Raw genomic sequence first — 24,254 nt, 5'->3', positions numbered from 1 at the left:
AGATATGAATAGCCCATTGCCTTTAGAGCAAAAATTATCAATATACAATGAGACAGTGTCGCGAGACACTGGCCAGTATTTTTGCAATATTCGACCGTTTTCCATGCCGCATACCGGTAACAAAGTGTCGTTGTTGTCGTGCGGAAAAGTGGTTTTGGAAAATATTCATGATGCGCTAATGGGGGCTAACCATTTTATCTGGATTGCCGACTGGCAGATGGCCTTTGACGTCGAATTAAAGGATCGCGACGGACCCGGCAGTAAGAAGCAACTTCACAAGGTAATTGAACACATTATCAAGTCTAAACCGGTTCAAGTGCGCATATTGCTGTTCGGCTCAGTTCACGACACCATTCCTGGAACATATGACGGCTTAGTGGCGAGAAAGCTGAATAGTTTGAATAAGAAGGGCTACCCGGGCTCGGTGCGAGTGGAATTAGAAAGCCCGACAACGTCGCAAATCGACTCCATCGACTACTCACATCACCAGAAATTTGTCGTGGTGGACGGGAGCACCGGCTTTATTGGTGGTATTGACTTGAGTTACGGTAGATGGGAGACGCCGGAATTCGATGTCGTTACCGATCCGGCACGATTCTTGATCAACGACATGTACAACCCGTGTATGACGCGTTTGCGTCCGAAGTCCGAAAGCGACAAGAAAGTCATCCTAGAGCACGATTGCGCGCAGCCGTATGGTGATGCTCTGATCGAGGAAGGATGCCAGCCGCGCATGCCTTGGCAAGATGTCCACATCAAGATCGAAGGACCGTCCGTTCTCGATATCCACCGCAACTTTGTGCGGCGCTGGAACGCAATGAAAACCAGGGGTTTAAAATTCGGCATGTCGTTAGCCGACCCGGCCCTCGAGCTTCTTGACAAGCAGTGGCTGGATAAGGTCCGTGCGTGGAGTGTTCTGAAGGCACAGCAGGTAAAAACGGGCGGCGCAGCACAGGTGCAAATCGTTCGATCAGTGTCGAAGGGCCATTTGTTTTGGGAAGGCGTCAAGCCCGATGATCTGTTGTTGTACTCCGATGCTCGACTGCGCGAGACATGGGAGCAATGTCTGCCCGCCTGGCGTGAACATCATCAAGACAATATTCTGAACGCCATGGTCAACTGTATCCGGGGGGCCGATAATTACGTCTATATTGAGACGCAGTTCTTTATTTCATCTTTCGGTACTTGGGGCTCCAAAGTCATGGCTTCCAAGGCAGGGACTAGAATCGGGGCGCGGGTGGACTCGGCGCAGGTCGGCAATGAAAATAACGGTATCAAGAATACGATTGTCGACGCGCTGTCTGAACGCATCATCGAACACATTAACGCCAAGACTCCGTTTCATGTGTACCTGGTTGTACCTGTCCATCCTGAAGGTGACCTTAATATGGGAGCCACATGGAAGCAGCACTGGCTGGCGTTGGTTACCATCAAACATGGCAAGAACAGCTTGATTAACCGCATCAGACGTGCACTGGAGGAAAAGAAACGTAATCCTGACGAGTGGGTGCAATATCTGACAGTGATGAACATGCGAAGCCATGGCGCAACGGTACAGTACGCCCGTGACCCTCAGAGTTTGGACGAGGATTTTTCGCATGAAATTGGACGCTTCGTGGTCACCGAACAGATTTATATCCACTCTAAATTGTTAATTGTCGACGATGCGGTTGCCATCGTAGGCAGCGCTAACATTAACGACCGTAGTCTGACGGGGAATGGCGATACAGAAATCGCAGCTGTTGTGGTGGACACCGAGGACGTGGAATTGCGCGACCTGGGATCGCCGACTATGATGGTCCAAACGCGCAAGTTCGCCCGGGAGTTGCGGCGCCAGCTGTGGCAAAAGCACTTCGGCTTTATGATCGAAAGTACCGGCGAAGATAAGAGTGCATACTTCCGTTCTACCCGCCGTGCTACTAGGGCAGGCGCAAAAGTTCCGGCGAGTCTTGAATATCCGCCGCGGCTGAGAACAACTGACCAGCGTATGCTCAGTGTCGGTAAAATGTCGTGGAAGGACGTCTTAGATAAGCCGTGTTCCCCTGAGGTTGTCTTGGCCATACAGACGATCGCCGCACACAATGCTAAGATTTATGAGCAAGTCTTCCAGCACACTCCTCGCAATAGCCTGAAAACTTTCGACGCCTCTACCCGGTTTTATACTTTACCGTATGCCCCGATGTACGAGAAGTCTCCCGACATGCCTGACAACGTGATCGCCGCTCACCCGCCTGCTATGCAGAAAATGACGGCGCAAGAAAAAGCCGACTTTATAAAACGGCGAGATGCCTATTATCAAGAACGGGAAGACGATGCCGGGAAAAACGTGAAATTTCACGGGGTTGTTCCGCCGGCGTTGCAAGCGCAATTCATGACGACGCAGCTCTTGCCTCATCAAAAAGAAGCTCTAAGTGAAAAAACTTACGGTCGACTTCAACAGTTATATGCAGGAGGAAAAGTACATGATGTGACCAAGGCAATCAGTTATCTAAGGGATAACGTTGTCGGGTTTTTCGTCGCGATGCCCATGGACTGGGGTATGGAAACAGTGATCGATGGCGATCCAACAAAGCACACTACCGTCGACATTGCTAGCAATTATGACCCGTCTAGTAACAAACAAAGGGATCAAGTTTAATGAATTATCTTGTACGCAAGTATTGGAAACTCGCGATTGTTACTGGTGCCTTGGCTGGTACATCGGCTTTTGGACAAGCCGCTTGCAATAGTCCTAAAAATTGGTTAGAGACGCCAGGGACTGACACTAAAGTGTTTATTGGTTATAAGCAGGAGCAAAAGCCGGGGTTCGGTGCATTGAATGTGGGAACGTCACCTGTTGACTATCCTTATCCTGACCCCTTACCTAGAGAAATGCTCGACACAGAAGGAGCCGGCAAGCTGTCGAAGGACGAGACTTCAGATGTGTCTTATTACGAACCAGATGGCAAAGGAAACTGGCGTGTATGTCGGGTAGAGCAGTGGTGGTCTGCGGGCGTTGGGCAAAAGTCCTTGCGTGACGAGCTTAAGCCAGTCACTGCGCGTTATGTCGCAAGCAATCCCGTATTGAAAAAACTTGGACCAGAAAGTGTCGCCTTATTTGCGACGCTGTATTTCTATGACAGCAAAGGACGAATCATTCGCTTGGAACAAGGCGAATTCCAAAAAAACAAGGAGAAAGCCTCCATCAAAATTTGCCGTGAATACGACAAAGAGGACAATCTGACGCTGCTTCTGAATCCGAAAAATTCGCAGCGCTGCCAAGCTAATCCTCCGGATGTCCGCGACGAGTGGATTCGTTACCGCTACGGGAAGCATGACGGCAAACTGGTGCAACTGCTTGAAGAATGGAATCGTGGCAGCGCGTCCGGTAAATGGGGTAAGGATTTTGAACTGTTCCGAACTGGCACTGGGCCAGATGCGGTTTTCGGTGCCGCCAAGGCCCGAATAGGCAAGGGTGTAACGGTAATTTATGGCACCAATGCCGGCAAGCTTGATAACAACGCAGCAAACACAGTTCTTGATTCCTTTGGCAAGGTGGGCGCAGCGGCGTATTGGTTCATCAAACCGCCAATACCGCTCGACGTACTGGATAAACCGGACCTGCTATATCAATACGAGCGACGACGCCAAACGTATATCGACGGGCCGCGCGTGAGGCTGCTGGAGCTGTTCAAGCCCAATGAACATCGTTCGCGTCATCGCTATTACCTGGTGGGTACCTATGTCATGCGCCATGAGCAATTCGACTCAAACGGGCGCGTCACACGCGTGGTAACCCTCGACGATTGGCGGCAGCCGCGCCCTGGACCGAAACCTGATATCAACGATAAGTTGCTTACCGATGATGGTCTGAGCATCAAGACCCATCAGATTTACCATCGAGTATATGACTTCGATTCGCAAGGTAAGCCGAGGCTGGTTGCGGTGAGCTGGGACCGTGCGACCCGCAATCCGCTAAAGAAGACGAGCGCACTTTCAGCAGACGTGGTTTATGGCACACCTTCTGGCAAAGAGCTCTGGAAGAGCGAAGAGGAGTTCTGCAAGCATTTTGATTTCAGCCCTGAGGCGGCTCAGGTGTTTCCTGATGTGGCCAACGGCGAGGAACCTGAGCAGATTTGAAGTTAGGGGCGTTTGACACCCGCTACCGTGCCTGTCGTAATACCGCTGACGCTTGTTATGCTGCTGGCTTTGTGTCAGAAGGCCGCGAAGGCGGTTTTCTGCATGCTGGGCTTTTGCGTTACCGAAAAATATACATGGGGATGATGGCTTTAAGCCCGAGGGCGAGGTGTACGTACAAGTTAAGCCAGCCGATTCCTCCTACACTGTCGCGCAGATGGACGACCAACGTAGTTTGATGCCAAACGCTTAGGTGAACATAATGAAAAAAATATACTTGCTCAGTAGCCTAGCGGCCCTACTGATTGTGGCTGCCCCCGGCTTTGCTGACGACACAGATGTGTTTTCCGGCATTTATTCGGTGGTGAACCCAGAGACTGGTGCCGAAGTCGACGTCATGAAGATCCGTAAATACGAGGATGGATACGGCGTCTTTTGTTACTTAGGTGGAGATGAGGTCCAGTGCGGCTCTATCAGCGCCGCAGAAGCTGCGGGCATGTCGGCATCAAGCCTACGAGTCATGCACGTGTAGCGCGACATCTTCGCATAGCCAACGTTAATAACATACACGCAGCTCCAGACCGGGAGCATTTCAGTGTGTTGGCATTGACGTTAGCGGATGATTTCACTGAGCTACCAACGATGTCGGGTTTGTTGAGACGAATTCAGCAAGGGACTGATTACGGTAGTGAAATTTCTGCTTTGCCGGATGAATTTTGGCAGGAGGCTGAGCGATAAACTCGTCTTCGATATAGGATCATAAAAATGAAACCCAATTTTCACCCCTTTTTTACCATATTTCTCTCGTTGATGGTTGGCTGCCAATCACCTAACATTCAGGCCCAGACTGACGATCAGGCCATGGCACGAATAGGAATTTTGAACCATACCGGAAATTATATATATTCTGCTTCGATAGACGGTGCTGGGGGGGCGGGCATGGCTCGGTGGGGAGCGGGCGGTCCCGATGTTTGTTGCGCCTACATTCCGCGTGCTTGGCATCCGGGAATTAAGGTGCTGGTGCGATGGGATATGCCGGTAGAAATTGAGCATATTGTCAAAGAAAAAGTTGTTGAAATTGAAGAATATGATCGCCCCGGTGATGTCTATTTAAACTTTTTCCCTAATGATGAGGTTAGAGTGGTAGTTAGTGTAAATGGTCCCCGTAACCCAGACTTTCCGATTCGCCACGCTGGTAAGCCTAAGGACAGCATTTCTTCGAAATAAAAAATTATGATTTGATGGCGCTAGCGGTGGTTCGATGTCGCGCTGGGGAGCGGGTATGGCAAACATTTGTTGCACTTCTATACCTTATGTTTGGCATCCCGGGATGAAGGTACTGGTGAGGTGGGATATGCCACAAGGGCACCAGCACATCGTAAAAGATAAGCTAGTGGAAGTCGAAAAATATAGCGAGCCAGGAAGCATATGTATGCATTTCTTCCCTAATGATGAGGTACGGGTAGTCGTTAGTCGGGTCGGCCCGGGAAATTCCGCACATCCAATTTCTTATTCTGAGCATCCAGATAATTAAGGCCGAATCGAATTCATGACTGCAGCCATCCCAACAGACCCACCATATCCTGTAGGTGTTTTTCTCAAGCCTTCACCCAGCAAACAATCGAATATCGTCAGGACTCCCTGCGCAAGTGCTGCCATTTTTCTGGCAGTGAGTATGGTGGCTCTGCTCGCGTCCTGCGCATCAGTTCAGATGGCCAAGCCGAAGTCCTTGGGGGCGTCAGTGAGGTCGATCAATTATTCTGGGAAGGAAGTGGCGCTGAGTGTAGTGGATCCGCTGAACCGGTCCAATCATGGAGGTGGTGATTCGCTCAATCCCTACAGCATGGGCGGCACCATTTGTTGCTTTGGCATTCCTCCAGAATGGCATCCTGGTTACCAAGTGATTGTGGAATACAACTTTTATCCAGATCAGACGTGGCATAAGCAATTACTTGATGTTCCTCCATATCCGGAAGGTATTGCGGGTGATATCTGGCTAACTATGCATGAAGACGGCCGGGCAGAAGCTGTTGTATCCAACTTCGGTCCCACCCGCCCAGAATGGCCAGGGCGTGTAAAGGCCCTACCAGTGCAGTCAGCTGAATACACAGAAATAATAAAAAATAAATGGTTGGCTAACCAAAAAGGCATTCTAAAGAAGATGGAAGACGGTTTGTTAGATGGGACTGAGCGCTCCCCGGAGCAAGTCGCCAGACTGAAATCATCTATTGAACATACAAAAGAGCAAATTCGTCAAATGGAAGAGGCGATGCCCTTTCCTGAAAAGCCAGGAAACTAGGGGCGGCAAACGGAGTTCATCATGATTGCAGCCACCCAAACAGACGCACCACATCTTGTAGATATTTTTCTCAAACCGTCCTCCAACAGGCAATCGAATATCGGCATGGCTTCCCGTGTAATTGCTGCCATTTTTCGCTACAATTTGCTGGCAGTGTGTATAACGATTCTGCTCGCGTCCTGCGCATCAGTTCAGACGGCCAAGCCGAAGTCCTTGGGGGCGTCAGTGAGGTCGATCAATTATTCTGGGAAGGAAGTGGCGCTGAGTGTGGTCGATCCGCTGAACCGGTCCAATCACGGCGGTGGCGATTCGCTCAATCCCTACAGCATGGGCGGCACCATTTGTTGCTTTGGCATTCCCCCAGAATGGCATCCCGGTTACCAAGTGATTGTGGAATACAACTTTTATCCCGATCAGACGTGGCATAAGCAATTAGTTGATGTTCCCCCATATCCGGAGGGTATTGCAGGTGACATCTGGCTAACGATGCATGAAGACGGCCGCGCAGAAGCTGTCGTATCCAACTTCGGTCCGAGCCGCCCAGAATGGCCTGGGCGAGTTAAAGGTTCTCCAGTGCCATCTGGAAGTTACATCGCGAAGGTCCGCGCTGATCGATTGAATACCCAAATGGGTATGCTGGCAGCCATGGAAAAAGCACTTAAAAATGAAGCCGCTAAAGCGGACCCCGAGGAAGTGGAGGAGCTGAAAAAGGCAATCGAGGACACAAAAAAACGGATACGCTTGATGCAGGAAAATACGCCATGAGTGCAATGTTTTACAAACCATTTTCGCTTCTAATCCCCACAATTTTAACCGTAGTTATCGTTGGATGCACGTCAACTAGCACACAGACACAAGCGACAGATAGCGCGCCGGCGCAAATTGGTATTGTCAATCACACAGGAAATTTTATTTACTCTGCTTCAGTCGACGGAGCCGGGGGAGGGGGAATGGATCGGTGGGGCGCAGGCGTGGCCAACATTTGCTGCGCAAAGATTCCTCGTATTTGGTACGCCGGGATGAAAGTCAGAGTCCGCTGGGACATGCCAGAGGGACACACGCATGTTGTCAAAGAAAAAGTCGTGGACGTTGAAAGGTATGACACGACGGGTAGCATTTACATCCATTTTTTTCCAAACGACGAAGTACGCGTAGTCGTCACCTCAGTCGTTCCCTACAACCCCGCACATCCGATTAAACTTACTGAGCAGCCCCAATAAATCTTGGTTAGCGTTCCAAGGCATGCTTGCGCGCCAAGCCGATCCCTTCGGACGCTTTGCGGGTTTTGCCGGGACTGGCCGCCGCGCCTACTTGTTCATTGAGCCGTTCGTCCGCCACGTAGTCGCCGGCGCTGTTTTTATAGACGTAGAAGAATTGCTCGTATGTTTCGTTGCGGCTGTCCTGGTCGGTATATTCAAACACCAGATAGTCCTTGCCGGCGAGTTTGAAGGCGGCGGCGTCGTTAATGCTTGGGCAGTGCGGATATTGTTCGCCCGGCTCTGACGCCAGGATGTCGATGAATTTCGGTGCGCTGGCTGGGCCGCTCAGCAGACCGCAGCTGGGGACCTTGCTGCCTTTGCTGTAGTACATGACCGGGGCGATGTCCTGCGCCGGCATGGTGAGTTTGGCTTTGCTGTCGTAGGCAGTCCAGCCGCGCATGGCAAGGTAGTTGGCCACGTCCTGCGCGGCGCAGCTTGGCTGTGCGGCGGTCAGCGTCACCAGGCAGAGGATCGCGGCCTTCATCAGCGATCCAGTCCGGACGACTTGGCGAGTTCGAGGTCATTGCTGCCGTAGAACAGCGATTCGATTTTCCAGCCAATCTTTTTATCGTAGACGAAGTTGTAGTCTTCGATCCGCGTCGAGGAAACGTAGGCGCATTTGCTGTCGTCGAACCGCATTTGCCGAATGTATTCTTTGCCGGTGCTTTTTTTCATATCGGTCAGCACGCTGACTTCTTCACCGGCCGGATTTTGCTGGAACAGTTCACCGTAATTCTTGAGGAAGGCCGCTCTACTGATTTTCAGCGGCGCGGTGCCATCCATCGGCGGCAGCAGTGTGACGGGAAATTTGTAGTAGCGCGCCACCTGCTCGGGCTGGCCTTGCAGCATGGCGGTACGGAACTCTTGCCAGGTAGCTTGCAGAATGGCCGGATCGGGCGGCGTGCATGGTTGTGCTGCGAAAGCGGGCAGGCTGGTGGCCAACGCCACCCCGCACAACACCAATATCGACGACTGTTTCATGACTGGTTCCTTTTCGTCGCGCATTACACCTGATTCGGCCGGGGCGGGCAAGTGTGATTCAATTGAAAACACGCGCCAAAGAAAAACGCCCCGCGCGGCGTGGGCCGGGCGGGGCGTCAGGCGGGAACGGGAACGCTTAGGCGCGTACCGGCTCCAGCGGTTCCAGGTCGGACACCGGTACGGTCGAGCCTGGATTGGCCAGTTCGGCTTTCATGGTGTCGTGGTTCAGCTCTTTTTCCCAGTGCGAGACCACCACGGCGGCAACGCCGTTACCGATGAAGTTGGTCAGCGCGCGGCATTCCGACATGAAGCGGTCGATGCCCAGGATCAGCGCCATGCCGGCCACCGGAATGTCCGGTACCACGTGCAGGGTGGCGGCCAGCGTGATGAAGCCGGCGCCGGTAATGCCCGATGCGCCTTTCGAGGTCAGCATCGCGACGCCGAGGATGGTCAGTTCTTGCAGCAGGGTCAGCTCGGTGTTGGTGGCTTGCGCAACGAACAGGGCGGCCATGGTCATGTAGATGTTGGTGCCGTCCAGGTTGAACGAGTAGCCGGTCGGGACCACCAGGCCGACCACCGATTTGGAGCAGCCCAGGCGTTCCAGTTTGCGCATCAGCGATGGCAGTGCCGATTCCGACGAGCTGGTGCCCAGCACGATCAGCAGTTCTTCCTTGATGTACAGGATGAAGCGGCCGATCGAGAAGCCGGTCAGGCGTGCCACGGTGCCCAGTACCACGATCACGAAGATGGCGCAGGTGGCGTAGAAGCAGCCCATCAGCGTGGCCAGCGGCAGCAGCGATTTGATGCCGTATTTGCCGATGGTGAAGGCCATGGCGCCAAACGCGCCGATCGGTGCAACTTTCATGACGATGTTGACCACGCCGAACACGGCGTGCGCCGCGTCATCGATCAGCTTGACCAGCGGCTTGCCGCGCTCACCCAGCAGGGAGATGGCGAAACCGAACAGGATGGCGATCAGCAGCACTTGCAGGATGTCGCCCTTGGCGAAGGCGTCCACAACCGTGTTCGGGATGATATTCATCAGGAACTCTGTGGTGGTCAGCGGGTGCGCCTTGGTGGTGTATTGCTCGATGGCCTTGGTGTCCAGCGTGGCGGCGGTGGCGTTGAAGCCGGCGCCTGGCTTGACCAGGTTGGCGACGAACAGGCCGATCACCAGTGCGAAGGTGGAGATCACCTCGAAGTACAGCAGGGCCTTACCGCCCACGCGGCCGATTTTCTTCACGTCCTGCATACCGGCGATGCCGGAGACCACGGTACAGAAGATCACCGGGGCGATGATCATTTTGATCAGCTTGATGAAGCCGTCGCCCAGGGGTTTCATGGCAACGCCGCTGTCCGGGTAGAACAAGCCCAGCAGGATGCCGCAGGCGATGGCGAACAGCACCTGGACGTATAAGACTTTATAGAATGGTTTTTTCACGGGGTCTCCTCGTGTGTTTCTGTGAGGAGTGCATCATCTCTCAGCGCGAGAGATATCACTATTGTGGAAAGCCGCAAATTCGCGCTGGTGATATCTCTCCGGAATACGGGTTTCTACGTAGCCACCACCCGCCTACGCTAGGTGAATGACGCTGCCCTGCGCTACACTTCGCTAGGGGATTAACCGCAACACGGTAAAATGGTATTTTTACACATAAGATCAAAGAACCATTAAGGGAAGCCGCATGCTCGAACCAAAAATAAAGTCTGTTCAATGCCTGTCGCTGGCCGGCCTGCATCGCATGTCCTACAAGGAATGGGGCGACGAGAGCAATCCCAACGTGCTGCTGTGCGTGCATGGCGTGACCCGCGTTGGCGACGACTTTGATAATATGGCCCGGGCGCTGGCCGGCGATTACCGCGTGATTTGTCCCGACATCGTCGGTCGCGGCCGCTCGGACTGGCTGCGCAACCCGCAGTTGTACGTGCTGCCCCAATATGTCAGCGATATCGTGACCTTGCTGGCGCGCGTGCTGCCTGATGAACATCAGCAGGTCGACTGGTTCGGCACCTCGATGGGCGGCCTGATCGGCATGGGCCTGGCCTCGCTGCCGGGCAACCCGATCCGCAAGCTGGTACTCAACGACATCGGCCCGGTGCTGGCGCCGCAGGCCATGCAGCGCATCGGCGACTACATCGGCCAGGACCTGCGCTTCGACAGCTTTGAGGCCGGCGCCAAGTTCGTGCGCGACGTCTCGGTCTCGTTCGGCGAGCATACCGACGCCGAGTGGCACAAACTGGCGACCGATGTTTTGCGCCAAGACAAGGACGGCAAGTGGGTGCGCCATTACGATATGGGGCTGGCCTTGCCGTTCCGCTCGGCCACGCCGGAATCGGCCGAAGCCGACCAGGCCATGCTGTGGGCGGCGTACGACGCCATCACCTGCCCGACGCTGCTGGTGCGCGGCGCCGACTCCGACCTGCTGTCGCCGGAGACGGCCAAGTTGATGACGGAACGCGGACCGAAGGCGCAACTGGTGGAAATTCCGCACGTCGGCCACGCGCCGACCTTTATCCACGACGATCAGATTCATATAGCAAAGCAATTCCTGTTAGGTTAAAAGTATTATGGAAATCAAACGACTGTACCCAGGCAAACGCCTGTCGGAAGTAGCAATACACAACAGCACCGTCTATCTGGCTGGCCAGATCGCCGAAGACACCACGGCCGACATCCACGGCCAGACGCGCGAAGTGCTGGCCCATATCGACCGCCTGCTGGCCGAGGCCGGCAGCGACAAGACCTGCATCCTGAGCTGCCAGATCTACATCAAAGACCTGGCTGACTTTGCCGGCATGAACGAGGAGTGGGACGCCTGGGTGCCGCAAGGCCACACGCCGCCGCGCGCCACGGTCGAAGCCAAGCTGGCCGATCCTAACTGGCTGGTCGAAATCGTCGTCGTCGCTGCGCAGCGCTAGGAGTCTCATGGTTTCCACCACTGCGGTCAGCAGCGTCACGTCGGAGCAACTGGTCCAGGGCCTGACGCCCGACGAAAGCGCCCGCATGCTGGCGGCGCTGGACTTCGCCAGCACCGCGTATGCCGACAAACAATGCAGCAGCGGCCAGGCCGCGCTCGACTTCGCGGTCGGCGTCGCCTGCACGCTGTCGTCCCTGAGCACCGACCTCGAAACCCGGCTCGCCGGCCTGATGTTCGAGCTGACCCTGCTCGACACCGAGCAGGCGGCCGTGATCGAGCCGCGCTTCGGGCCGGAAGTCAATGAACTGGTGTCCGGCGTGCGCCAGCTGATCCGGCTGCGCGAGCTGACCCAGAATCAAAATCCCGGCGCCGCCTTGGGCCGCGGTCGCAACGCCGCGCAGATGGCGGTGGCGCAAGTCGAAACGCTGCGCAAGATGCTGCTGGCCATGGCCTCCGACATGCGGGTGGTGCTGGTGCGGCTGGCGTCGTGCGTGACCACGCTGCGCTACTTTGCCGACATCAAGCTGTTCAACGACATCACCGCCGCCTACGGCCGCGAAACGCTGGACCTGTATGCGCCGCTGGCCAACCGCCTGGGGATCTGGCAATTGAAGTGGGAGCTGGAAGACCTGTCGTTCCGCTTCATCGAGCCGGAAACCTACAAGCGCATCGCCAAGATGCTGGAAGAAAAGCGCATGATGCGCGAAGGCTTCGTCACCAACGCGATTGCGCGCCTGCAGTCGGAAATGGCGTCGGCCGGCATCCAGGCCGAGGTGTTCGGGCGGCCCAAGCACATCTACTCCATCTGGAGCAAGATGAAGGGCAAGGAGCTGGACTTTACCGACCTGTACGATGTGCGCGCCTTCCGCGTGATCGTGGCCGACGTCAAGACCTGCTACACCGTGCTGGGTGTGGTACACAACATCTGGACGCCGATTCCGAAAGAATTCGACGACTACATCTCGCGGCCGAAGCCGAACGGCTACCAGTCGCTGCACACGGTGGTGATGGCGGAAGACGGCCGGCCGCTGGAAGTGCAGATCCGCACCCAGGAAATGCACAGCTTCGCCGAATACGGCGTGGCCGCGCACTGGCGCTACAAGGAAGAGGGCGGCTCCAACTTCCAGGGCCAGAAGTACGACGAAAAAATCGCCTGGCTGCGCCAGCTGCTGGCGTGGAAAACCGACGTCGCCGATGCCGTGGTTGGGCAGGAAGAGCAGCAGCGCGAGTGGGTCGAGAAGCTCAAGGCCGCTGCGCTGGACGACCGCATCTTCGTGCTGACGCCGCAAGCGCGCGTGATCGAACTGCCGGTCGGCGCCACGCCGGTCGACTTTGCCTACCACCTGCACAGCGACGTCGGCCACCGCTGCCGTGGCGCGCGGGTGGATGGCATCATGGTGCCGCTCAACACGCCGCTGAAAAACGGCCAGACCTGCGAAATCATCACCGCCAAAGGCGCACCCGGCACCGCCGGCCCGTCGCGCGACTGGCTCAGCGACGAATACACGGTGGCGACCCGCACCCGCTCCAAGATCCGCGCCTGGTTCCACGCCATCGACATGCAGGAAACGCTGTCGCACGGCCGCGCCATGGTGGAAAAAACCTTGCAGCGCGAGGGCAAGACGGCGGTCAACCTGGAAGCGCTGGCCAACAAGCTGGGCTTCGCCAAGGTGGACGACCTGTTCCTGTCGGTCGGCAAGGATGAATTCAGCTTGCGCCACATCGAGCAAGCCTTGCACGACAGCGGCGAGCCGGCGGAGCCGGTGGACGAAGTCTTCCTCGGCAAGAGCAAGGCGTCCAGTGTGGAGCAGGGCGCCAAGTCAGGCGTGCTGGTGGTGGGGACGGATGGCCTGATGACGCAGCTGGCCAAATGCTGCAAGCCGGCGCCGCCGGACGGCATCGTCGGTTTCGTCACGCGCGGCAAGGGGGTGTCGATCCACCGCGCAACGTGCAAGAACTTCGCCGAAATGCGCGCCAAGGCGCCGGAGCGGGTCATTGTCACCGAATGGGGACGTGCGGTGTCGGACACGGTCTACCCGGTCGACATCTTCATCCTGGCGAATGACCGCCAGGGGCTGCTGCGCGACATTTCCGAGGTCTTCTCGCGCGAGAAGATCAACGTCATCGGCGTCAACACGCAAAGCGCCAAAGGCTTTGCGCGCATGACCTTCACGGCCGAAATCGGCGCCACCGCGCAGCTGCACAAAGCCTTGAACTCCATCGCCGAAGTCACCGGCGTCCAGGAAGCCCGCCGCGCCTAAACTACGGGCGTTTAATTGTGGGCCTGCTGGGCTGCTTGAATGGATGGACGACTGGCGAGGCCGGCATGGTAGCTTGCTACCGCCGGCCATTCGTTAAGGTCGATGGCGAAAAACTGGAACCAGCCGAGCACGGTGTACAGATAGGCGTCGGCAACGCTGAAGATTGCTCCCATCAGATACGCGCGTTGCTGGAGCGTGGTTTCCAGCACGCTCATGCGGCGAGACAGGCGGTCGCGGAAGATGGTTCTCGCAGCTTCCGGCAGCTCGCTGTTGAACAGCGGCGCAACGCCGGCGTGGATTTCGCTGGTGATGAAATTCAGCATTTCCTGTAACCGCACGCGTTCCCAGCTTCCGGCTGGCGGCGCCAGTGCTGCCTCCGGCTTGAGGTCGGCCAGATATTGAATAATGGCCGGTCCCTCGGTCAGGACTTCCCCATTCTCTAACTCCAGTGCCGCCACGTAGCCCTTCGGGTTGATGGTGCGGAAGTCGCGACCGTCGGCGGTGCGCTTGCTCTGGTTGTCGACCTTGATCAGTTCATGCGGGAGGCCCAATTCGTTCAAAACGATCAGCGGCGACAGCGAGCAGGTATGCGGTGCGTAATACAGCTTCATTGACAGCTTCATTGCAAACTCCTTTAAACGGTGAGACGTCACTGTATGCGTCATGTCTGGACGCTGTAAAATGAATGCTTCAGAAACGCATTATCAGTTTTTCTAATGATGAATTTGTCCCACTGGCGATTGCTGGCTGCCGTCGCCGACTTGCGTAATATTTCGCGGGCGGCGCAGCAGGTCGGGCTGTCGCAGTCCGGCGCCAGCCAGGCGATTGCGCAGATTGAAGCGTCGCTTGGGGCGCCGCTATTCGTTCGCGAGCGGCGCGAGGTGCTGCTCACCGCGCTTGGCGAGCAGGTGTTGCAGCACGCGCGCGGCATGCTGGCGGAGCTGGACGCGATCCGCGCGCTGGGCGATGCGGCGCTGGGCTTGCATGCCGGCCGCATCCGGCTGGCGACGTTTCCGTCGGTGCTCGCTACGGTGTTGCCGGGATTGGTATCGGCGTTCCGGCGCCGTCATCCCGGCATTGATGTGGTGGCGCTGGAGGGATCGGATGAGGAAGTAGAAGCCTGGCTGGCTGAAGATACGATCGAACTCGGCGTGGTGCTGAATCCGGCGCCGCAGCGGCAGGCGGTGATCATCGGCCGCGATGCCTGGATAGCGCTGTTGCCGGCGCAGCATCCGCTGGGCCGGCGCTCCAGCGAGCAGGGCGTAAGTTGGAGCGATCTGGCCGATCAGCCATTCGTGCTGGCCACCGGCGGCTGCAATGTCCACGCCCACAGCCTGGCGACGCAGACCGGCGTGACGTTGAACGACATCCGCGTCACCGTGCGGGACCTGGCCAGCGCGGCAGTGCTCGTGCGTGAAGGACTGGGTGTGTCGGTGATCCCGGAATCGGCGTTGCCGTCCGACCAGCGCGGCCTGCGCGTGATGCAATTGCAGCCGACCACCTATCGTGAATTCGGCCTTGTGTGCTCGAAGGCGGGACGCGATTCGGCGGCGGTGCAAGCATTCCTGCGCGAGTTATGACGCCAGCGTCTGCGCGATGCGCTCGCTGATGGCTTCGGCCAGCAGGTGCACGTGGTAGCCGTCGATAAAGCCATGGTGCGCCTGCACCGCCATGGTCATGCTCAGCCTGCCGTCGGCGCGCGGTGCGCTGTAACGCCCCCAGGCCAGTGACGGAATATCGTAGCTTTTGTGCTCGTAGATAGGATGCTCGATTGCGGACAGCTTCAGCCACGGCATGCAGGTGATGTAAATGTTGCGGCGCTGTTCGTATTCGCTGAGGCCTTCGGCGGTGTTGATCAGCTTGGTGCTGGCTTCCGCTTCCTTGGCTGACGCGACGCTGCGGGCGATGAATTCGTTCAGATCGTCCGTCATGACGAAGCGCGCAAAATTCAGGTTTTCATCCTGATTCAGCACGGTGTACGAGGCCCAGAAATCCTCGATCTTGATCACTTCGCCTTTGTAGATGCGGTACAAATAATTATCGATTCCTTTCACCGCATGCAGCACGTGGTACAGGAAGAAGTGGAAGCTCGGCAGCCCGTGCTGTTTGCAGTAAGGCCGGAAATCCGGCACTTCCAGCTCAAAGCTCAGGTTGACCAATGGGTTTTCGAACGACGCGAAAGCATTGTATCGGTCGCGGCGTTTTTCAAAATTCTGCATAAGATCTTTTAATTCACTTGAGAGGCGACAGCATTATAGTCCGCCGGCTCAGGTGACCACCGTCGCGTGCATCAAGTCGTAAGCAAATTCGTCCAGCGCTTTTTGAGGCAGATCGGTGTTGTTGAGGATGATGACGGTGTCTTCGCCGTCCAGGCGGTGGCCGAGGACGGAGCGGTAGCCGCCGGTGCGGCCGGTCTCCCAGGCGAAGCGGTGTCGCTGGCCGTCGATGTTCAGCGTTTTAACGCGTCCGCCTAGCGTGTAGTTTTCGCTCGGGACTTCGATGTGTGTCAGCGCTTGCACGGATTGCGGGCTGAGGAAACCTTCATTAAAAATGGCTCGGGCAGCGCGCAGTAGATCGTTGGCGGTGCTGTAGTAGCCGCCTGAGGCGATCATATACGGTTGGTGGAGATCGACCTTGCGCGCCGGCGGAGTGATGCTGGCGTAGGCTTCGGCAGCGCCGGTGCGGTCGGTGCCGGTGGCCGACAGTTTCAGCGGATCGAGCGTGAGGTTGCGCATGGTTTGTTGGTAGGGCAAGCCGGTTGCTTCTTCGATGATGCCGATGACGATGTACCAGTTGGTGGAGACGTAATCGAAGCGGCTGCCGGGCGTGAAGATCAAGTCGCCCGAGCAGAAGCGCTCGACGGCCTGCCGCGTGCTCAGCGGCAGATTGCGTAGCGTTGGATCGGCCTTGAGCGCGGTGCTGAATTGGTTCGGGATGCCGCTGCTGTTGGACAGCAGATGGCGCAACGTGACTTTGTCGGCGCCTTCTGCGCGATACCACGGCAGCAGCTTGCCGATGGTGGCGTCCAGACTCAGTTTGCCGCTTTCCACCAGTTTCAGCACGGTAGTGGAGGTCAGCCATTTGGAGATTGAGCCGACCGCAAATGCTGTGTCATTGCGCACCGGCCTGGCCTCTTCGATATTGGCCTGGCCGAAAGTTTGCACATAGACCGGCACGCCGCGCTTGGCCAGCATGACGAGGCCGTAAAAAGGTTGCTTGGCGGCGAAGGCTTCCGCCACTGGATTGTTCGCGAAGGCGCTGGCGCCGAGGAGCGCGGCGGCACTGCCGCCGAGGAAGTTGCGTCGAGTCCAGTATGTCATGGCTGATTTTCCAGAATGGCCTGCAATATGCTTGCAGAACGTCGTTGTCCGTAGCCTTTTCCATAGGCGCTGGAAGTGACGACCACCACCGATTTTAGCGCGGGGATGACGTAGATCTTGTTGCCGCCGTTGCCGGAGGCGAAATGGACGACGATCTCGCGGCTGCCAATGCGTTCGGTTTTACGATACCAGAAATAGCCGTAGTGGTCGGCATAGCGATCGTGATCGCCGATGGTGACACGAGGCGCCAGTGCGGCCTGTATCCACTCGGCGCTGAGGACGCGGTGCCCTTGATACATGCCGTTATCCAGCACCATCTGGCCGATCTTCGCCAGATCGCGCGTGCGCAGGAGCAGGTTCCCCTGGCCCTTGGGATGATTGGCCGTATCGCGCAGCCATTGCCAGTGCTGGATACCGAGCGGCTCGAACAGCGTGCTGCGCGCGAAGGTTTCCAGATCGGCGCCGGTGGCTTGTTCGACCGTGATGCCGGCGATGTAGGCGGTCATGGAGTTGTAGCGGTAGCGTGCGCCGGGCGTGGTTTCCGCCGGCGTGGCCAGCGTGAAAGCGACCGGATCGGCGGCATCGTCCATCTTGTCTTCGTTGCCGGGCGAGGCGGGGTCTTCGTCGAAAGCCGCCAGGCCGGAGCGCATGGTCAGGACCTGGTCCAGCGTGACGCCTTCCAGCGCCGTGCCTTTGGCGGCCGGCCAGTAATGGTCGATGCGGCCGTCGGCACTCAGCTTGCCGCGATCGACTGCTGCGCCGGCCAGCAGGGCGGTGATGCTTTTGCCGGCGGAGCGGATGTCGTGCAGCGTGTCGGCGGTTTCGCCGTTGTAGTAGCGCTCGGCCACGATGGCGCCGTCGCGCATTACCAGCACGCTGCGCAGGTCGGGGTGTTCGTCGCGGTCCCAGCGGGCCAGCACTTCATCCAGTGGCTGGGCCAGCGCGCTACCAGCCGCCATCAAGAGTGTGCACGCTATATATCTGATGATCGGCATGATGCTTACTCCTTAAGATAGTTGAGGAGATCGGGTGGCAGCTGCTTGCCGCCGGCTTGTAACTTGCGTAGCACCGGACGCAGCGGCGTCAGCACCGCGTCCAGATGCGGCTGGACATATTCCTGCCGCTGAAAACCATTGAGGACTATATGACGGGTAGCTTCGTCAAGCTGCGTGATTGCTGTATCGACGGTTGCCTTATTCGCAGACATTAAGTCGTCCACGAACATGCTGCCGAGAGCGTTGCCGAGCGTGCGGGCTGGTGCTGGCGTGTGCGTCAGTACGGTCGTCAACGCCTGCAGCACGCATTGCCGTGGCGCGCCGTTGTTGGCATGCACGAGCGTCAGGATGTCGGATTCGGATGGCAAATCCTGCGGAATGCCGGACGTGTTGCTCCACCACTCCGCGCGGCTGATGTTGCAGGTGGCGTTGCTGATACGGCGGCTGTCGCGTGATGACAGCACTTCCTTGAGAATGCCGAATGGCGTGCACGATAGGCCGCGCGGCGCGGTCAGATCGACTTGCACGATATTGGTCGGGCGTGGGCGGTCTTCCACTTCCAGCAGTCCGACCCAGCCCCGGAGCGCGAAGCGGCCCTTCGGTTTGTCGCAGCTGCTGTGCACCATATCATGCTGTTCGCCGAACGCGGTGGCGCCAAATAACGGTTCTCCGCATAGCGATGCGAAGTAGGTTTCAGGGTGGTCGCCTTCCGAACTGGTGGCGTAATACAGCGCCGAGCGGTAAGGCAGGTAGGCGGCGGGCAGGTCGTAGTGGAAACTCTGCACGGTGGCCGGTTGCTGGCTGGAGCAACTGCCGGCGCTAGTTTCAAGTTGCAGCAGTTGGCGGCCAGGCGCGCCATCGAGAATCAGCTGAGGTGGGGCATCGGTCAGCTTGAGCGGCGCGATGTCGATCGCAAAATCTGTCTGCGCCGGATAGCCCCAGCCGACGCTGTCGCCACGGTAGGTAATCTTGTAGTGCTTGCCCGGTTTGAAGCCTTCGGCCGGCGCTACTCGTGCGAGGTAGTGCTGTTCCTTCCCGTCCAGTTCGGGCCAGGACAGGCTGGCCGGCAGCGCGCCAGCGTCGGAGGCAATCACGAAGGCAGACGCCTTCAGCTGCGTGTCCAGCGTCAGGAACAGCGCGCCGCGCGCGTTGGCTGGCAAGTGCTTGAGATTGGCATGGATGAATCCAGCGTCTTTGCGTGCCATGCAGGAGCACGCCCATGCTGAATTGAACAGCAGCAGGGCGGCCACTGCGGCAAGCAGGCGTGTCATGGTTTTGCCTGCGGGGCCACTTCTGCTTGCAACGTGATGTGGTCGATGCTGTGCTTCTCCAGCAGCATGGCCTTGATGGCGTGCAGGATGTCGGGCCAGCGTTCCAGGTCGGTGATTTCGACATGGCCGATCAGCGCCGGTTCACCCGGCGACATATCCCACACGTGCAGGTCGTGCACCGAGCACACGCCGTCCACCTGCTCCAGGTCGGCGCCGACTTTGAGGTAGTCGATTTGCTCCGGCACGCCGCCCATCAGGAAGTGGTACGACTCGCGCAGCACGCCGACGGTGGAGCGCAGGATCAGCAGCGCCACGAACAGCGACAGCAATGGGTCGATCTGCATCCAGCCGAAGTAATAGATGACGGCGCCGGATACCAGCGCAGCTACCGAGCCCAGCAAGTCGCCCAGCACATTCACCAGCGCGGCCCGCGTATTCATATTACTGTCGCCGCGCGACAGCATCCACGCCAGGATCAGGTTGATCACCAGGCCAATGCCCGCCACGACAAACACCGTGGCGCCGTGCACTTCCTCAGGATGCGCAAAGCGGCTGATGGCTTCGTAGCCAATCCAGCCCACCAGGATCAGCAGCACCAGGCTGTTCACAAACGCCGCCAGCGCCTCGGCGCGGCCGAAGCCGAACGAGTGGCGCGCCGACGGCGGCCGCTTGGCGATGATCTGCGCCAGCAGCGCCAGGCCGAGCGCGGCGGCGTCGGTCACCATGTGGCCGGCGTCGGAGATCAGCGCCAGCGAGTTGGACATGAAGCCGGTCACCACTTCCACCACGGCAAAGCCGAGCGTCAATACCAGCGACCACGCCAGCACCGACTGGCTGCGTTGCACGGTGTAGTGTTGATAGTGGGCGTCGCCATCGCGGTGTTCGTGCAGGTGGGCGGAGGGCGAGGGCGTGGCGGTGTCTGCTTGCATGGGGGTGTTGTTAGATATTAATGGACACAGTTTAATGTATGACGGCAGCGCGTGCTTTTTTTGCTGTCATAGGAGAATTAGAAATGTTTCATATCATTACCCTTGTTTTTCTTCCGATCGCTCTCTATAATGCTGGTCTTCGGGCGGTTAGTTCAGCTGGTTAGAATACTTGGTCGACATCCAAGGGGTCGGGGATTCGAATTCCTCACCGCCCACCAGAATTCGCAGTAAAGCGGTACAATTTAAAGCAGTAAAAACGGGCGGTTAGTTCAGCTGGTTAGAATACTTGGTCGACATCCAAGGGGTCGGGGATTCGAATTCCTCACCGCCCACCAGAACATATGTAAGAGCGAGAAAGGCATCACGGTTATGACACCGCGAACTACTACCAAGCTTTGGGAGTGACGCTAGTCAACGGGATTCTTTTGCTTGAAAAAAAGAGAAAACGCGGCTAGCCCGCGTTTTTTTTCGTCTGCATCTTTTAATACCTTTTAAATTACCGGAGATCACAATGATTTCAGTCCGCCTTCCTGATGGTTCCGCCCGCGAATTCGATGGCCCGGTCACCGTTGCACAAGTGGCATCCAGCATCGCCACCAGCCTCGGCAAAGCCGCGCTGGCCGGCAAGGTCGACGGCAAAGTGGTCGACACCTCGTACCTGATCGAGAAAAACGTCGATCTGGCCATCGTGACCGATAAAGACCCTGAAGGTCTGGATGTGATCCGTCACTCGACCGCGCACTTGCTGGCGTATGCCGTCAAAGAGCTGTTCCCGGACGCGCAAGTCACCATCGGCCCGGTGATCGACAACGGCTTCTACTACGACTTCTCGTACAAGCGCCCGTTCACCCCGGACGATCTGATCGCCATCGAAAAGAAAATGGCCGAGCTGGCCAAAAAAGACGAGCCGGTCACCCGCAAAGTGCTGCCGCGCGATGAAGCCGTGGCGTACTTCAAGTCGATCGGCGAAGCCTACAAGGCCGAGATCATCGAGTCGATTCCTGCCGACCAGGACGTCTCGCTGTATAGCGAAGGCAACTTCACCGACCTGTGCCGCGGCCCGCACGTGCCGTCGACCGGCAAGCTGAAAGTCTTCAAGCTGATGAAGCTGGCCGGCGCCTACTGGCGCGGCGACAGCAAGAACGAGATGCTGCAGCGTGTCTACGGCACCGCCTGGGCGAAAAAAGAAGATCAGGAGCAGTACCTGTTCCAGCTGGAAGAGGCGGAGAAGCGCGATCACCGCAAGCTGGGCAAGCAGCTGGACTTCTTCCACTTCCAGGATGAGGCGCCGGGCCTGGTGTTCTGGCATCCGAAGGGCTGGACCATCTGGCAGCAGGTGGAGCAGTACATGCGCAACAAGTACCAAGTGAATGGCTATCAGGAAGTGAAGGCGCCGCAGATTCTGGACGCCAGCCTGTGGGCCAAGACCGGTCACTGGGATAACTACCGCGAAAACATGTTCGTCACCGAGTCGGAAAACCGCTCGTACGCGCTGAAGCCGATGAACTGCCCGGGCCACGTGCAGATCTTCAACAGCAATATGCGTTCGTACCGCGACCTGCCGCTGCGTTACGGCGAGTTCGGCCAGTGCCACCGCAACGAGCCGTCCGGCGCGCTGCACGGCATCATGCGCGTGCGCGGCTTTACCCAGGATGACGGCCACATTTTCTGCACCAACGAGCAGATCGAGCCGGAAGTGGTGGCTTTCCATACGCAAGCGATGGAAGTGTATTCGGATTTCCACTTCCACAATATCGACGTCAAGCTGGCGCTGCGTCCGGACAACCGCATCGGTACCGACGAAGTCTGGGATGAGGCCGAAGAAGCGCTGCGTTCGGGTCTGCGCGCCTGTGGCGTGACCTGGACCGAGCTGCCGGGCGAGGGCGCGTTCTACGGTCCCAAGATCGAGTACCACCTGAAGGATTCGCTGGGCCGCCCATGGCAGGTTGGCACCATGCAGGTCGACTTCTTCATGCCGGAGCGTCTGGGCGCCGAATATGTGGCGGCTGACAACACCCGCCAAGTGCCGGTCATGCTGCACCGCGCGATCGTCGGTTCGATGGAGCGTTTCATCGGCATCCTGATCGAAAACTATGCGGGCGCACTGCCGGCATGGCTGGCGCCGGTGCAGGTTTCGGTGCTGAATATCTCGGACGCGCAGGCGGAATATGTGCAGCAAGTGGCTGAAAAGCTGCGCCGCAGCGGGTTCCGCGTGCAGACGGATTTGCGCAATGAGAAAATAAACTATAAAATACGTGAACATTCCGTCCAAAAACTGCCGTACATCCTTGTGGTGGGCGACAAAGAGCGGGATGCCAACACCGTCGCCGTGCGGGCACGGGGCAATGTCGATCTGGGCGTCATGTCCGTCGATGCCCTGATAGAGCGACTGCAACAAGACGTCGCCACCAAGGCCTGATCGCACTGGCAATTCATTAGATTTTAAAAGGAATCACCATAGCTACTGACAAGTCGCATCGCATCAATGGCGAAATCACTGCCCCTGAAATGCGTTTATCCGGGGTCGATAACGAGCCGCTCGGTATCGTGAGTTTGGCCGAAGCCTTCCGCCTGGCGGAAGAGGCAAATGTCGACCTGGTCGAGATCGCTCCTACCGCGGTCCCGCCGGTATGCCGTTTGATGGACTACGGCAAATTCAAGTATTCGGAGCAGAAGAAGGCTCACGAAGCGAAATTGAAGCAGAAAATCATCGCCGTGAAGGAAGTCAAATTCCGTCCGGGTACCGATGATGGCGACTACAATATCAAGCTGCGTAACCTGACCAAGTTCCTGGAAGAGGGTGACAAGACCAAAATCACCCTGCGCTTCCGTGGCCGCGAGATGGCGCACCAGGATATTGGTTTCCGTATGCTGGAACGCCTGAAAGCCGACCTGGAGCCGTATGGCCAGGTGGAGCAGTTCCCGAAAATGGAAGGCCGTCAGATGATCATGATCCTGTCGCCAAAGAAAAAGAAGTAATCGTTCGTTGCCCGACCCCGTCATTCCCGCGCAGGCGGGAATCCATAGAGTGCGTCATTGCGCGCCCGGCATGGATTCCCGCCTGCGCGGGAATGACGTTTTGGGCTTCGGCGAAATTTGCTGCACAACTGCGCCAAGTGGTCTATAATGCTCGGCTGTAGTAAATGTAGTGGACTCGCATCCGCTGCACAAACAAGTGAGAGCAGGCATCTAAGAGCGACGTAGTGTTGCCACCTGTAATCCTGTTAATAGGAGCTGTCCGAGAGGGCAGAGTATCTATGCCAAAAATGAAAACCAAGAGCTCGGCGAAAAAACGTTTTCGCGTGCGTCCAGGTGGTACCGTTAAATCGGGTATGGCTTTCAAACGCCACATCCTGACCAAGAAGACGACGAAGAACAAGCGTCAACTGCGCGGCACCCGTAACATCAATGCGTCCGACGTCCAGCGCGTCTACGCGATGATGCCATCCGCTTAATCTCACCACTCATTTAAGGAGCTAATATGCCTCGAGTAAAACGTGGGGTTACTGCGCGTGCCCGTCATAAAAAAGTACTGAATCTTGCCAAAGGCTACCGCGGTCGTCGTAGCAAGGTATACCGTATTGCCAAGCAAGCAGTGATGCGCGCTGGTCAGTACGCATACCGTGACCGTCGTAACAAGAAGCGCGTCTTCCGCCGCCTGTGGATCGCTCGTATCAACGCCGCTTCCCGTGAGCATGGCGTTACCTACAGCGTATTCATGAACGGTCTGAAGAAAGCTGCAATCGAACTGGACCGTAAAGTCCTGGCCGATATGGCAGTGATGGACAAGCCAGCGTTCGCTGCGATTGTCAACGTCGTTAAAGCTAAAATCGCTGCTTAATTTTTAAGCGCGGATTTACGCAAGAGAACGGGGCAAGGGTCATACCTGTGCCCCGTTTTTTGAT

General features: G+C 57.2%; 24 protein-coding genes, 2 tRNA genes and 1 pseudogene. 18 read left to right on the top strand and 9 right to left on the bottom strand.

The window, feature by feature from the left end:
- Positions 1 to 4: 4 nt before the first annotated feature.
- The 8 genes and pseudogenes from GTP55_RS17965 (at position 5) to GTP55_RS30370 (ending at position 7,635) form a co-directional block, all read left to right on the top strand.
- Entirely contained in the window at positions 5 to 2,638 is a 2,634-nt protein-coding gene (locus GTP55_RS17965; RefSeq protein WP_161046226.1) for a phospholipase D-like domain-containing protein, read from the top strand.
- A complete protein-coding gene (locus GTP55_RS17960; protein ID WP_161046225.1) occupies positions 2,638 to 4,119 on the top strand; it encodes a hypothetical protein in 1,482 nt (493 codons plus the stop codon). The genes GTP55_RS17965 and GTP55_RS17960 overlap by 1 nt, the downstream gene beginning before the upstream one ends.
- Before the next feature lie 259 nt (positions 4,120 to 4,378).
- Positions 4,379 to 4,648, top strand: a complete 270-nt coding sequence (locus tag GTP55_RS17955; RefSeq protein WP_161046224.1) for a hypothetical protein — start codon at positions 4,379 to 4,381, stop codon at positions 4,646 to 4,648.
- A gap of 233 nt (positions 4,649 to 4,881) precedes the next feature.
- A complete protein-coding gene (locus GTP55_RS17950; RefSeq protein ID WP_161046223.1) occupies positions 4,882 to 5,343 on the top strand; it encodes a DUF3304 domain-containing protein in 462 nt (153 codons plus the stop codon).
- 25 nt (positions 5,344 to 5,368) lie between these two features.
- Positions 5,369 to 5,650, top strand: a pseudogene (locus tag GTP55_RS30375) (DUF3304 domain-containing protein); the annotation flags it as partial.
- A gap of 15 nt (positions 5,651 to 5,665) precedes the next feature.
- Positions 5,666 to 6,415 carry a DUF3304 domain-containing protein gene (locus tag GTP55_RS17940; RefSeq protein WP_161046221.1) on the top strand — a complete coding sequence of 250 codons (750 nt, stop codon included), beginning with the start codon at positions 5,666 to 5,668 and terminating at the stop codon, positions 6,413 to 6,415.
- A gap of 21 nt (positions 6,416 to 6,436) precedes the next feature.
- Positions 6,437 to 7,180, top strand: coding sequence for a DUF3304 domain-containing protein (locus tag GTP55_RS17935; protein ID WP_161046220.1), 744 nt, complete (start codon positions 6,437 to 6,439; stop codon positions 7,178 to 7,180).
- The gene (locus GTP55_RS30370) at positions 7,177 to 7,635 is read left to right on the top strand and encodes a DUF3304 domain-containing protein (RefSeq protein WP_161046219.1); all 459 of its coding nucleotides are present in this window, start codon (positions 7,177 to 7,179) and stop codon (positions 7,633 to 7,635) included. The genes GTP55_RS17935 and GTP55_RS30370 overlap by 4 nt, the downstream gene beginning before the upstream one ends.
- 7 nt (positions 7,636 to 7,642) lie before the next feature.
- Here GTP55_RS30370 and GTP55_RS17925 read toward each other — a convergent pair whose 3' ends face one another.
- The 3 genes from GTP55_RS17925 to GTP55_RS17915 form a co-directional block, all read right to left on the bottom strand.
- Entirely contained in the window at positions 7,643 to 8,158 is a 516-nt protein-coding gene (locus tag GTP55_RS17925) for a hypothetical protein (protein WP_161046218.1), read from the bottom strand.
- On the bottom strand, positions 8,158 to 8,655 hold the full coding sequence (locus GTP55_RS17920; protein WP_161046217.1) for a hypothetical protein: 498 nt from the start codon (positions 8,653 to 8,655) through the stop codon (positions 8,158 to 8,160). Before GTP55_RS17920 ends, GTP55_RS17925 begins: the two co-directional genes overlap by 1 nt.
- Before the next feature lie 136 nt (positions 8,656 to 8,791).
- Positions 8,792 to 10,096, bottom strand: a complete 1,305-nt coding sequence (locus GTP55_RS17915; protein WP_161046216.1) for a dicarboxylate/amino acid:cation symporter — start codon at positions 10,094 to 10,096, stop codon at positions 8,792 to 8,794.
- A 244-nt stretch (positions 10,097 to 10,340) separates the two neighbouring features.
- On the opposite strand from GTP55_RS17915, the gene GTP55_RS17910 reads away from it, so the two are divergent.
- From GTP55_RS17910 to GTP55_RS17900, 3 genes are read left to right on the top strand one after another with little or no spacing between them, the layout of a single operon-like run.
- Positions 10,341 to 11,216 carry an alpha/beta fold hydrolase gene (locus GTP55_RS17910; protein ID WP_161046215.1) on the top strand — a complete coding sequence of 292 codons (876 nt, stop codon included), beginning with the start codon at positions 10,341 to 10,343 and terminating at the stop codon, positions 11,214 to 11,216.
- 7 nt (positions 11,217 to 11,223) lie between these two features.
- Complete coding sequence (locus tag GTP55_RS17905) at positions 11,224 to 11,574, top strand: RidA family protein (RefSeq protein ID WP_110849653.1); 351 nt, start codon at positions 11,224 to 11,226, stop codon at positions 11,572 to 11,574.
- Positions 11,575 to 11,581: 7 nt separating this feature from the next.
- Positions 11,582 to 13,834 (top strand): RelA/SpoT family protein, encoded by a 2,253-nt coding sequence (locus tag GTP55_RS17900; RefSeq protein ID WP_161046214.1) that lies wholly within the window; start codon positions 11,582 to 11,584, stop codon positions 13,832 to 13,834.
- A gap of 11 nt (positions 13,835 to 13,845) precedes the next feature.
- Here GTP55_RS17900 and gstA read toward each other — a convergent pair whose 3' ends face one another.
- The gene (gene gstA, locus GTP55_RS17895; RefSeq protein WP_161046280.1) at positions 13,846 to 14,445 is read right to left on the bottom strand and encodes a glutathione transferase GstA; all 600 of its coding nucleotides are present in this window, start codon (positions 14,443 to 14,445) and stop codon (positions 13,846 to 13,848) included.
- Between the two features lie 105 nt (positions 14,446 to 14,550).
- Here gstA and GTP55_RS17890 point away from each other — a divergent pair, with 105 nt between their 5' ends.
- On the top strand, positions 14,551 to 15,414 hold the full coding sequence (locus GTP55_RS17890; RefSeq protein WP_161046213.1) for a LysR family transcriptional regulator: 864 nt from the start codon (positions 14,551 to 14,553) through the stop codon (positions 15,412 to 15,414).
- Here GTP55_RS17890 and GTP55_RS17885 read toward each other — a convergent pair.
- From GTP55_RS17885 to GTP55_RS17865, 5 genes are read right to left on the bottom strand one after another with little or no spacing between them, the layout of a single operon-like run.
- Positions 15,409 to 16,053, bottom strand: coding sequence for a CatA-like O-acetyltransferase (locus tag GTP55_RS17885; RefSeq protein ID WP_161046212.1), 645 nt, complete (start codon positions 16,051 to 16,053; stop codon positions 15,409 to 15,411). The two genes, GTP55_RS17890 and GTP55_RS17885, sit on opposite strands and share 6 nt — an antisense overlap.
- A gap of 48 nt (positions 16,054 to 16,101) precedes the next feature.
- Complete coding sequence (locus GTP55_RS17880) at positions 16,102 to 17,154, bottom strand: serine hydrolase domain-containing protein (RefSeq protein ID WP_161046211.1); 1,053 nt, start codon at positions 17,152 to 17,154, stop codon at positions 16,102 to 16,104.
- Positions 17,151 to 18,149, bottom strand: a complete 999-nt coding sequence (locus GTP55_RS17875; protein WP_202423756.1) for a serine hydrolase domain-containing protein — start codon at positions 18,147 to 18,149, stop codon at positions 17,151 to 17,153. Before GTP55_RS17875 ends, GTP55_RS17880 begins: the two co-directional genes overlap by 4 nt.
- Positions 18,150 to 18,154: 5 nt before the next feature.
- A complete protein-coding gene (locus GTP55_RS17870) occupies positions 18,155 to 19,420 on the bottom strand; it encodes a hypothetical protein (RefSeq protein WP_161046210.1) in 1,266 nt (421 codons plus the stop codon).
- Positions 19,417 to 20,349, bottom strand: a complete 933-nt coding sequence (locus GTP55_RS17865) for a cation diffusion facilitator family transporter (RefSeq protein WP_161046209.1) — start codon at positions 20,347 to 20,349, stop codon at positions 19,417 to 19,419. Before GTP55_RS17865 ends, GTP55_RS17870 begins: the two co-directional genes overlap by 4 nt.
- Before the next feature lie 141 nt (positions 20,350 to 20,490).
- On the opposite strand from GTP55_RS17865, the gene GTP55_RS17860 reads away from it, so the two are divergent.
- The 6 genes from GTP55_RS17860 (at position 20,491) to rplT (ending at position 24,190) form a co-directional block, all read left to right on the top strand.
- A tRNA-Val gene (locus GTP55_RS17860) sits at positions 20,491 to 20,567 on the top strand.
- 40 nt (positions 20,568 to 20,607) lie between these two features.
- Positions 20,608 to 20,684: transfer RNA gene (locus tag GTP55_RS17855), tRNA-Val, on the top strand.
- 176 nt (positions 20,685 to 20,860) lie between these two features.
- Positions 20,861 to 22,768, top strand: a complete 1,908-nt coding sequence (thrS, locus tag GTP55_RS17850) for a threonine--tRNA ligase (RefSeq protein ID WP_161046208.1) — start codon at positions 20,861 to 20,863, stop codon at positions 22,766 to 22,768.
- A gap of 20 nt (positions 22,769 to 22,788) precedes the next feature.
- Positions 22,789 to 23,328: a translation initiation factor IF-3 gene (gene infC, locus GTP55_RS17845; protein ID WP_371868013.1), complete on the top strand. Its 540-nt coding sequence runs from the start codon at positions 22,789 to 22,791 to the stop codon at positions 23,326 to 23,328.
- 278 nt (positions 23,329 to 23,606) lie between these two features.
- On the top strand, positions 23,607 to 23,804 hold the full coding sequence (rpmI, locus tag GTP55_RS17840; RefSeq protein ID WP_110849662.1) for a 50S ribosomal protein L35: 198 nt from the start codon (positions 23,607 to 23,609) through the stop codon (positions 23,802 to 23,804).
- A 26-nt stretch (positions 23,805 to 23,830) separates the two neighbouring features.
- Positions 23,831 to 24,190, top strand: coding sequence for a 50S ribosomal protein L20 (gene rplT / locus GTP55_RS17835; RefSeq protein ID WP_056156032.1), 360 nt, complete (start codon positions 23,831 to 23,833; stop codon positions 24,188 to 24,190).
- The last annotated feature ends 64 nt before the right edge of the window (positions 24,191 to 24,254 follow it).

The organism is Duganella margarita (assembly GCF_009857535.1).
Taxonomy (GTDB): Bacteria; Pseudomonadota; Gammaproteobacteria; order Burkholderiales; family Burkholderiaceae_D; genus Rugamonas; species Rugamonas margarita.
The sequence above is the reverse complement of the archived record's forward strand: the minus strand, read 5'-3'. Positions and strand labels throughout refer to the sequence as shown.

Excerpts from the sequence above, each read along its gene's own strand:
- GTP55_RS17965 (WP_161046226.1), top strand. The coding sequence starts at position 5 with ATGAATAGCCCATTGCCTTTAGAGCAAAAATTATCAATATACAATGAG.
- GTP55_RS17960 (WP_161046225.1), top strand. The coding sequence starts at position 2,638 with ATGAATTATCTTGTACGCAAGTATTGGAAACTCGCGATTGTTACTGGT.
- GTP55_RS17955 (WP_161046224.1), top strand. The coding sequence starts at position 4,379 with ATGAAAAAAATATACTTGCTCAGTAGCCTAGCGGCCCTACTGATTGTG.
- GTP55_RS17950 (WP_161046223.1), top strand. The coding sequence starts at position 4,882 with ATGAAACCCAATTTTCACCCCTTTTTTACCATATTTCTCTCGTTGATG.
- GTP55_RS17940 (WP_161046221.1), top strand. The coding sequence starts at position 5,666 with ATGACTGCAGCCATCCCAACAGACCCACCATATCCTGTAGGTGTTTTT.
- GTP55_RS17935 (WP_161046220.1), top strand. The coding sequence starts at position 6,437 with ATGATTGCAGCCACCCAAACAGACGCACCACATCTTGTAGATATTTTT.
- GTP55_RS30370 (WP_161046219.1), top strand. The coding sequence starts at position 7,177 with ATGAGTGCAATGTTTTACAAACCATTTTCGCTTCTAATCCCCACAATT.
- GTP55_RS17925 (WP_161046218.1), bottom strand. The coding sequence starts at position 8,158 with ATGAAGGCCGCGATCCTCTGCCTGGTGACGCTGACCGCCGCACAGCCA.
- GTP55_RS17920 (WP_161046217.1), bottom strand. The coding sequence starts at position 8,655 with ATGAAACAGTCGTCGATATTGGTGTTGTGCGGGGTGGCGTTGGCCACC.
- GTP55_RS17910 (WP_161046215.1), top strand. The coding sequence starts at position 10,341 with ATGCTCGAACCAAAAATAAAGTCTGTTCAATGCCTGTCGCTGGCCGGC.
- GTP55_RS17905 (WP_110849653.1), top strand. The coding sequence starts at position 11,224 with ATGGAAATCAAACGACTGTACCCAGGCAAACGCCTGTCGGAAGTAGCA.
- GTP55_RS17900 (WP_161046214.1), top strand. The coding sequence starts at position 11,582 with ATGGTTTCCACCACTGCGGTCAGCAGCGTCACGTCGGAGCAACTGGTC.
- gstA (WP_161046280.1), bottom strand. The coding sequence starts at position 14,445 with ATGAAGCTGTATTACGCACCGCATACCTGCTCGCTGTCGCCGCTGATC.
- GTP55_RS17890 (WP_161046213.1), top strand. The coding sequence starts at position 14,551 with ATGATGAATTTGTCCCACTGGCGATTGCTGGCTGCCGTCGCCGACTTG.
- GTP55_RS17885 (WP_161046212.1), bottom strand. The coding sequence starts at position 16,053 with ATGCAGAATTTTGAAAAACGCCGCGACCGATACAATGCTTTCGCGTCG.
- GTP55_RS17880 (WP_161046211.1), bottom strand. The coding sequence starts at position 17,154 with ATGACATACTGGACTCGACGCAACTTCCTCGGCGGCAGTGCCGCCGCG.
- GTP55_RS17875 (WP_202423756.1), bottom strand. The coding sequence starts at position 18,149 with ATGCCGATCATCAGATATATAGCGTGCACACTCTTGATGGCGGCTGGT.
- GTP55_RS17870 (WP_161046210.1), bottom strand. The coding sequence starts at position 19,420 with ATGACACGCCTGCTTGCCGCAGTGGCCGCCCTGCTGCTGTTCAATTCA.
- GTP55_RS17865 (WP_161046209.1), bottom strand. The coding sequence starts at position 20,349 with ATGCAAGCAGACACCGCCACGCCCTCGCCCTCCGCCCACCTGCACGAA.
- thrS (WP_161046208.1), top strand. The coding sequence starts at position 20,861 with ATGATTTCAGTCCGCCTTCCTGATGGTTCCGCCCGCGAATTCGATGGC.
- rpmI (WP_110849662.1), top strand. The coding sequence starts at position 23,607 with ATGCCAAAAATGAAAACCAAGAGCTCGGCGAAAAAACGTTTTCGCGTG.
- rplT (WP_056156032.1), top strand. The coding sequence starts at position 23,831 with ATGCCTCGAGTAAAACGTGGGGTTACTGCGCGTGCCCGTCATAAAAAA.